Origin of the sequence: Calothrix anomala FACHB-343, from assembly GCF_014696435.1 — a bacterium.
GTDB classification, from domain to species: Bacteria; Cyanobacteriota; Cyanobacteriia; order Cyanobacteriales; family Nostocaceae; genus Aulosira; species Aulosira anomala_A.
Genome location: NZ_JACJQG010000136.1, coordinates 1 through 6,326, shown reverse-complemented (window position 1 = coordinate 6,326; position 6,326 = coordinate 1). Strand labels below are relative to the sequence as shown.

General features: G+C 41.8%; 4 protein-coding genes. 1 reads left to right on the top strand and 3 read right to left on the bottom strand.

The annotated features are described in order from the left end of the window. Window positions 1-204 precede the first annotated feature (204 nt). The 3 genes from H6G08_RS36620 to H6G08_RS36610 form a co-directional block, all read right to left on the bottom strand. Window positions 205-1,188 carry an RNA polymerase sigma factor, RpoD/SigA family gene (locus H6G08_RS36620; protein ID WP_190552187.1) on the bottom strand — a complete coding sequence of 328 codons (984 nt, stop codon included), beginning with the start codon at window positions 1,186-1,188 and terminating at the stop codon, window positions 205-207. A 610-nt stretch (window positions 1,189-1,798) separates the two neighbouring features. Then, window positions 1,799-3,532, bottom strand: coding sequence for a helicase HerA domain-containing protein (locus tag H6G08_RS36615; RefSeq protein WP_190552185.1), 1,734 nt, complete (start codon window positions 3,530-3,532; stop codon window positions 1,799-1,801). Window positions 3,533-3,793: 261 nt separating this feature from the next. Then, complete coding sequence (locus H6G08_RS36610; protein WP_190552183.1) at window positions 3,794-4,585, bottom strand: glutathione S-transferase; 792 nt, start codon at window positions 4,583-4,585, stop codon at window positions 3,794-3,796. Window positions 4,586-5,153: 568 nt separating this feature from the next. Between H6G08_RS36610 and H6G08_RS36605 the strand changes: the two genes are divergently transcribed. Next, window positions 5,154-6,095 (top strand): fasciclin domain-containing protein, encoded by a 942-nt coding sequence (locus H6G08_RS36605; RefSeq protein WP_190552181.1) that lies wholly within the window; start codon window positions 5,154-5,156, stop codon window positions 6,093-6,095. Window positions 6,096-6,326 lie beyond the last annotated feature (231 nt).

The following is a 6,326-nucleotide window of genomic DNA, read 5'->3' as shown; positions in this document are numbered from 1 at the left end:
TAATTCAGCAGCTAAAACGTCCAGATGTTCCCATGTTTATCGTTTAGTTTTTGGGGATTCGGCAAGAGTGCCGTAGGCGATCGCCTGTGCCAGTTGCGTAAGTCCTGATATAGACAAATGACTAATGACTAATGACTAATGACTAATAAAAAAATCGCCCCCTAAAAATAGGAGGCTTCATTGTTATTTAAAAGCTGTTGACTGCTAGCTGGCAACATACTCTTTAACATTGGCTCGACGACGACGTAGATGAGCTAATGCTTGATGCTCTAACTGGCGAACACGTTCGCGGCTGAGATTTAATCTTTCACCTACTTTCGCCAAAGACATTTCGTTACCATCTTCCAATCCAAAGCGCAGCGCTAGAACTTCCCGTTGTTGGGGTGTAAGTTCCGCCAACAGAGTGTTCAAGTCTTGACGCAAGAATTCCTGAGTGGTGTAATACTCTGGAGAAGGGCCGTCATCTTCTAGCATTTCTTGCAGCTCGGTATCTTGGTTGTCACCGACGCGCACATCCAAAGATACTGGCTGACGAGCCATGTTTAAGTACTCGCGAATTTGCATGGGTTCTAGTTCTAATTCTTGGGCAATTTCTGCCGGATTTGGCGATCGCCCTAATTTTTGCGCTAGTTCCCTTTGTACTTTTTTGATTTTGTTCAGCTTCTCGGTAATATGGATCGGTAAGCGGATTGTCCGTCCTTGTTGAGCGATCGCTCTGGTAATCGCTTGGCGAATCCACCAGTAAGCATAGGTAGAAAACTTATATCCTCTAGTGGGATCGAATTTTTCTACACCCCGTTCTAAGCCGAGAGTTCCTTCTTGGATTAAATCCAGAAACTCCATATTGCGCTTTTGATATTTTTTCGCAATAGCGACTACTAAACGCAGGTTCGCTTCAATCATCTTTTGCTTCGCTCGTTTACCTTGAGCTACAGTCTGTTTCACCTCGGTTTCGGATAGGTGAACGTGATCCGCCCATTCAGACAAACTCGGTTCCTGGTGCAACTTCTTCGCCAAAGCCTCTTTGGCGTCTACTAGCGTCATCATTTGTTGTACCTGTTTCCCGAAAACAATTTCTTGTTCACGGGTTAAAAGCGGCACACGACCAATTTCTCGCAGATAGGTTCGCACCATATCAGCCGTGAATTTGGTGTTGAGGTTTTCGGTTTGGGTGTTAACAGTAGGCATTGGTGCGTTGTCCTCTACTCCGTAAACACAATGAATCTTTAATAATTAAGTCAGATTAGGCAAGATACTACATCTATCACGGAAGGTAGGCAGCGATCGTTAACAATCAATTTATACATTCGTTGAAACGACGGTGCTTCCTCTAGATAGGTTCCCCTACCCTGAATAAATTCTTTAATCTCTTAGAAATACACTGGCTGGTTGTCAAGAATTCTTCTTGCTATCAGTCACTGGCGGTAACTGGAAAAAATATGAAGTCAGTATGAGTTCTACTTTTAATAGTATACGACAAATATTTTAGATAGTAAAGTATTCCAGATAAATCTTTCAATTATAGGATAAAGTGGTTTGTTTGGCAAAAAATTGTCACTTCCTTTAGAGTGCTAACTATTATCTATAGTGACGCGAAAACCTCCGCTTCTGTTGCCGAGGAGGGGGGAGATAACCGAACTGATTGTTTGTGGGAGTTACGACAGGGGTAGGGGGCAGGGGGCAGGGGGCAGGGGGCAGGAGCTAGGGGTTAGGGAAGGAGGACAAGGGGGACAAGGAGGACAAGGAGGACAAGGGAGACAATTGTACAGACGCGATTCATCGCGTCTCTGACAAATGACTAAAACCCCAAATCAGCTTTGGCTAGTTCAGCCGCTGCGAATAATTCTGCGTCTGGTTTTTCTTCCCAAGCTGGATCGCCAATTTCTGCATAAAATGTTGCATCATAGGGACGGGTACGGACTACTACTGGCATGGGGACGGCGTGACCCAAAATCAATGCTTGTTGCTTAGAATCTAATTTGGCTAATACCGATCGCAAACTACCAGCACCGGAGACTCCCGTAAAAATTGCGTCAATGTCTTTTTCATCATTGAGCAAAGCAGTGATACGAGTCCCAATTTGGGACATAACTTCATTATCTATCCCCGACGGGCGTTGATCAACTACTAGAAGTGTTACGAAATATTTCCGCATCTCTCTGGCGATGGTACCAAAGATTGTACTTTGAACGATGGCGGGATCGAGGAAGCGGTGGGCTTCTTCAATGGTAATCACAAGTTGCGTCGGGCGATCGCTTACATTGCCACTGTGCAAGAAACGTTCGGCTTTGCTGACATAATGGCCGTGAATGCGTCTGGTGATCATGTTAGTCACCAACATATAAGACAGCATATCCGACTGGGAGCCAAATTCTACAACTACATGCTTACCTGCTTCGAGCGATCGCAAAATTTGATTAATATAATTCTGCGGGCAAGCGGCGCGCATATACTTTAAATTATCTAAGCGCAGAAGTTTGCGCTGCAAAGACATAATTGAACCTTGGTGTCCCCGCTTTTCTTCACAAAACAGCTTAATTTCTTCATTCGTCATGTTCAACAACTGAAGAATCCAAGCTTTGCCATACTCAGCATAGAGAATATTGGCATTATCTAAAGCTGCATCCGACAGTCCCAAATCGCGGGAGCATAATTTTACATCTTCAACTTCTATTTGCTCGTAACTCAGATACAGTTCTTGCGCATCCCGCACACCCCGGCGCTTGGTGGATTCTGGGTCGAGGGTATAAACTTCTACTTTACCGGGAAATAACTGCTTTAAACCTTTAACTGTACTATATTGCTTGCCTTCGCAGACAGCTTGCCAGCCATACTCGGAATGCATATCAAATATTAAATTTACCGCCGCGTTTTTCCGGACAATCCCGGCTAAAACTAAGCGCGTCAGGAAGGATTTACCAGTACCGGATTTACCAAAAACTCCGTTACTTCTTTCAACAAATCGATCTAAATCGATACATACAGGTACATCCATATCCAGAGGTTTCCCGATGGAGAAATTTTTTCTCTGGGTATCATCTTCCCAACCAAAAACGCGGCGAAAATCTTCCTCGCTGGCTTCGTAAACTTGGCTAAAGTGACTGGGGATGGTTTTGACTGGCAGTAATTCCATTGTAGTGCTGGTTTGTGGCTGAAATGAAGCCAAACCAGTCATCGACGATGCAAAGGGATTAGCAGATTTACCATTAGTGGGAGAAAAAGATTCTGCTACTTCTTCAGGGGTAAACATTAACATCGGCGCGAGATTAATTGTCCCGTAAGTACCGCTACCTGCTAAAACTTCCCGTAAAAAAGTATCTTCCCAATGGGGTGGATCGGCAATGATGCGTGCATTTGCAGTTCCCAGCGCCACATCTGTTAGCATACAGAAAAAGCGCGATCGCATCCCTTGCACAACTAAAAATTTCCCCACCCGCATATCTTCCACAGAAATATCCGGGTGTAATCTAACTTCTAACCCTCCAGTGAGAGAGCCTTGGGTAACTGAACCTAAAGGTTGTCCAGAATTCATTTGATTAGATATATCAATATTGGGCTGAACTTATGTTGCATTCTAGTTGTAGAGTTCAAGCTTGCGACGAAATTTTAGCACAATTTGTCATTTGTCATTAGTCATTTGTCCTTTGTGATTTGGACTGAGGCTAGATGTGACCGAAAATCTAATTCTTGGGTAGGGGTAATTGATAAATTATCCCTACTTTGAGTATTTAGTGCGGAAGTCCTCGTTATTTGACCAATGACTAATGACCAATGACTAATGATTAATGACTAATTAATCAATTTGAATCGAAGTTGGTCTGCTTGCTGATGGTGAAGTCCCGATTAAGGGTTTACGGAATTGGCTATAAAGGCGATCGCGCCATTCAAAGAATGAAGCATAATCGGGATTATCTGCTAATCCAGGGACGCCTTTACCTTGTAAGCTGGCGGGTAAATCTAAATAAGGCCCTTCGGGAAATTTTAAGATAATCGATAACCCGGCAACTGCTAAATCAGCTAAACTCGGTTCATCGCCTAATAAATAGGGACTATCAGCTAATAGTAGGGTGAGTGCTTCTAAGTCTTGCTTTAAATCTGCGATCGCAGATTTGATCACATCTGGACTATAACCTACACCCACACCCAACACTGTTAAGAAATCGCGGGGTACACCTTCAATTAAAGTTTTGAGGATATCTGGTGTGGAGGTGGGTAATAAAGACTTGCGAAAATTTTGGTCTTGACTAATTGCTGCAAATAGTGCCTTACGTCCTTTAATCCCGATTGACTCATCGGCCCATTCTTCTATTAATAAACATGCACCTCTTTTTTTCGGATCTGTGGGTATCAGTGGGCGATCGGGATATTCTAAGTCTAAATACTTAGCTATTTCTGTAGAATCAACAATATATCTACCACCATCTTTCAACACTGGTACTTGCTTTTGACCGGTCAGCCGAAATAATTCTACCTGGCCAATTCCCGGTGTTACCTCTATTTTGCGATAATTTAGCCCCTTATAATCTAAAATTAACCGCACTTTTTCGGAATATTGTGAAAGTTCCCATTGGTATAATTCCAACATTTTGCTGACCCTATAACTAGTTAATTGAGCAATGTTACTAATTGTAACTTCAGTTTCAGTTATCGTTTTCCTAATTCAATTAATGCCGTGATGGCGAGCTAACTTAGTATCTGAGAGCGGTAAAATTTCCGCTTTTTTTGGTAAATCAGCTAGCATATCAGAAAATGATTTACCTGTGGATGCAACGATCAAATAATTAAATTATTTTGGGAGTTATACATAACTTAACCTAACATCTTCGTGCTGAATTTGCACTGATTATTTGCATTTTTCTGACTTAAAATACACGCAAGACACAGTATAAATCATTACCAAATTACTTGCTAAGAATTTTTAAGAAAGTTAAATAATTAAGTTAACTTATATAGATATTGCTGAAGTTTTCAACATACCTTGCAATTGTTGATACCATGATTTCTGAATAAAATTATCATCCCTAAGCGGCATCATCTTCGAGAATTATCAAGGATTTTGGTGAAAACATCTTGCTTCTCAGGTGAGATTTTTGGCATAGCAAAATGTTATAAGTCTTTATGTAACCTGTGCAAAGTTAAAACAAAAAAAATTTATGAAGGCAAATTACAGCCAATTGCTGACCAGTCTGGCAGGTATAGTCGGAATTGCAGGAAGCAGCCTCTTAATTAACTTACCATCTCAAGCAAAAGAGGTAACAAATCCTAACCCTACTATTTTTAGCGAAGCACCCTACAACCGCAGTCAACGTATAGATGCTAACGCTAACTATACTCCTGTTCAGTCTACAGAGGATACAGCAAAAGGTGCGACTTCAGACAGAAATTTGGTAGCACAGAAGCCTAAGAAAAGAGGTGTCAATCCTAATCCTAGTATTTTTAATGAGCCTCCTTACAACCGTGGTAGCCGCACTGCAGGTGCTGAAGTTACACCTACCTCAAACAGCACACCTGAACCTAAACCCAGCACACCAGCAACACCAGCAACACCAGTAACACCCACAACACCTGCTGCACCTGTAACACCAGCAACACCAGCAACACCAGCAACACCCACAACACCCACAACACCAGCACCTAACCAAACTGCACCAGGTAGTGGTTCTAGCAATAATAGCCAAGATAAGAATTTGGTAGCATTAGCAGAGTCCAATGCTTCCTTTAGCACCTTAACTAAAGCCTTAAAAGCAGCTGGATTAACAACAACTTTAGCTGGAAAAGAGAATTATACAATTTTCGCACCTACTGATGCTGCGTTTGCTAAATTGCCACCAGATGCAGTCAGAGATTTGTTGAAGCCAGAAAATAAAGAAGTTTTAGTCAAGATATTAACTTATCATGTAGTACCTGGTAAGGTTCTATCAACTGATTTAAAATCTGGTGAAGTTAAAAGCATTGAAGGTGGTGCTATCAACGTTAAAGTTGATCCTAAGGCTGGCGTAACTGTAAATGATGCCAAGGTTACTCAGGCTGATATTACTGGTTCTAATGGCGTTATTCACGCGATCGATGAAGTAATTTTACCTCCTGATTTGTAATTGCATAGTCAAGGTTTTGATAAGTCGAGCAATTTAGTTTAACTAAAACCCGTTCAAATTGAATTTGAACGGGTTTTATTTGGAAGCATCCCAAATGTGCAAAAACGCCCTCACCCTATAAGGGCTTGTCATTACCAACATCTTTTAAAGTGGAAATGGGGTGTATTAGAGTCAGAGTATGAAATTAGAAAATTTCACAGACCTCCAAACTTGGGCAGTTGAACAATGGGG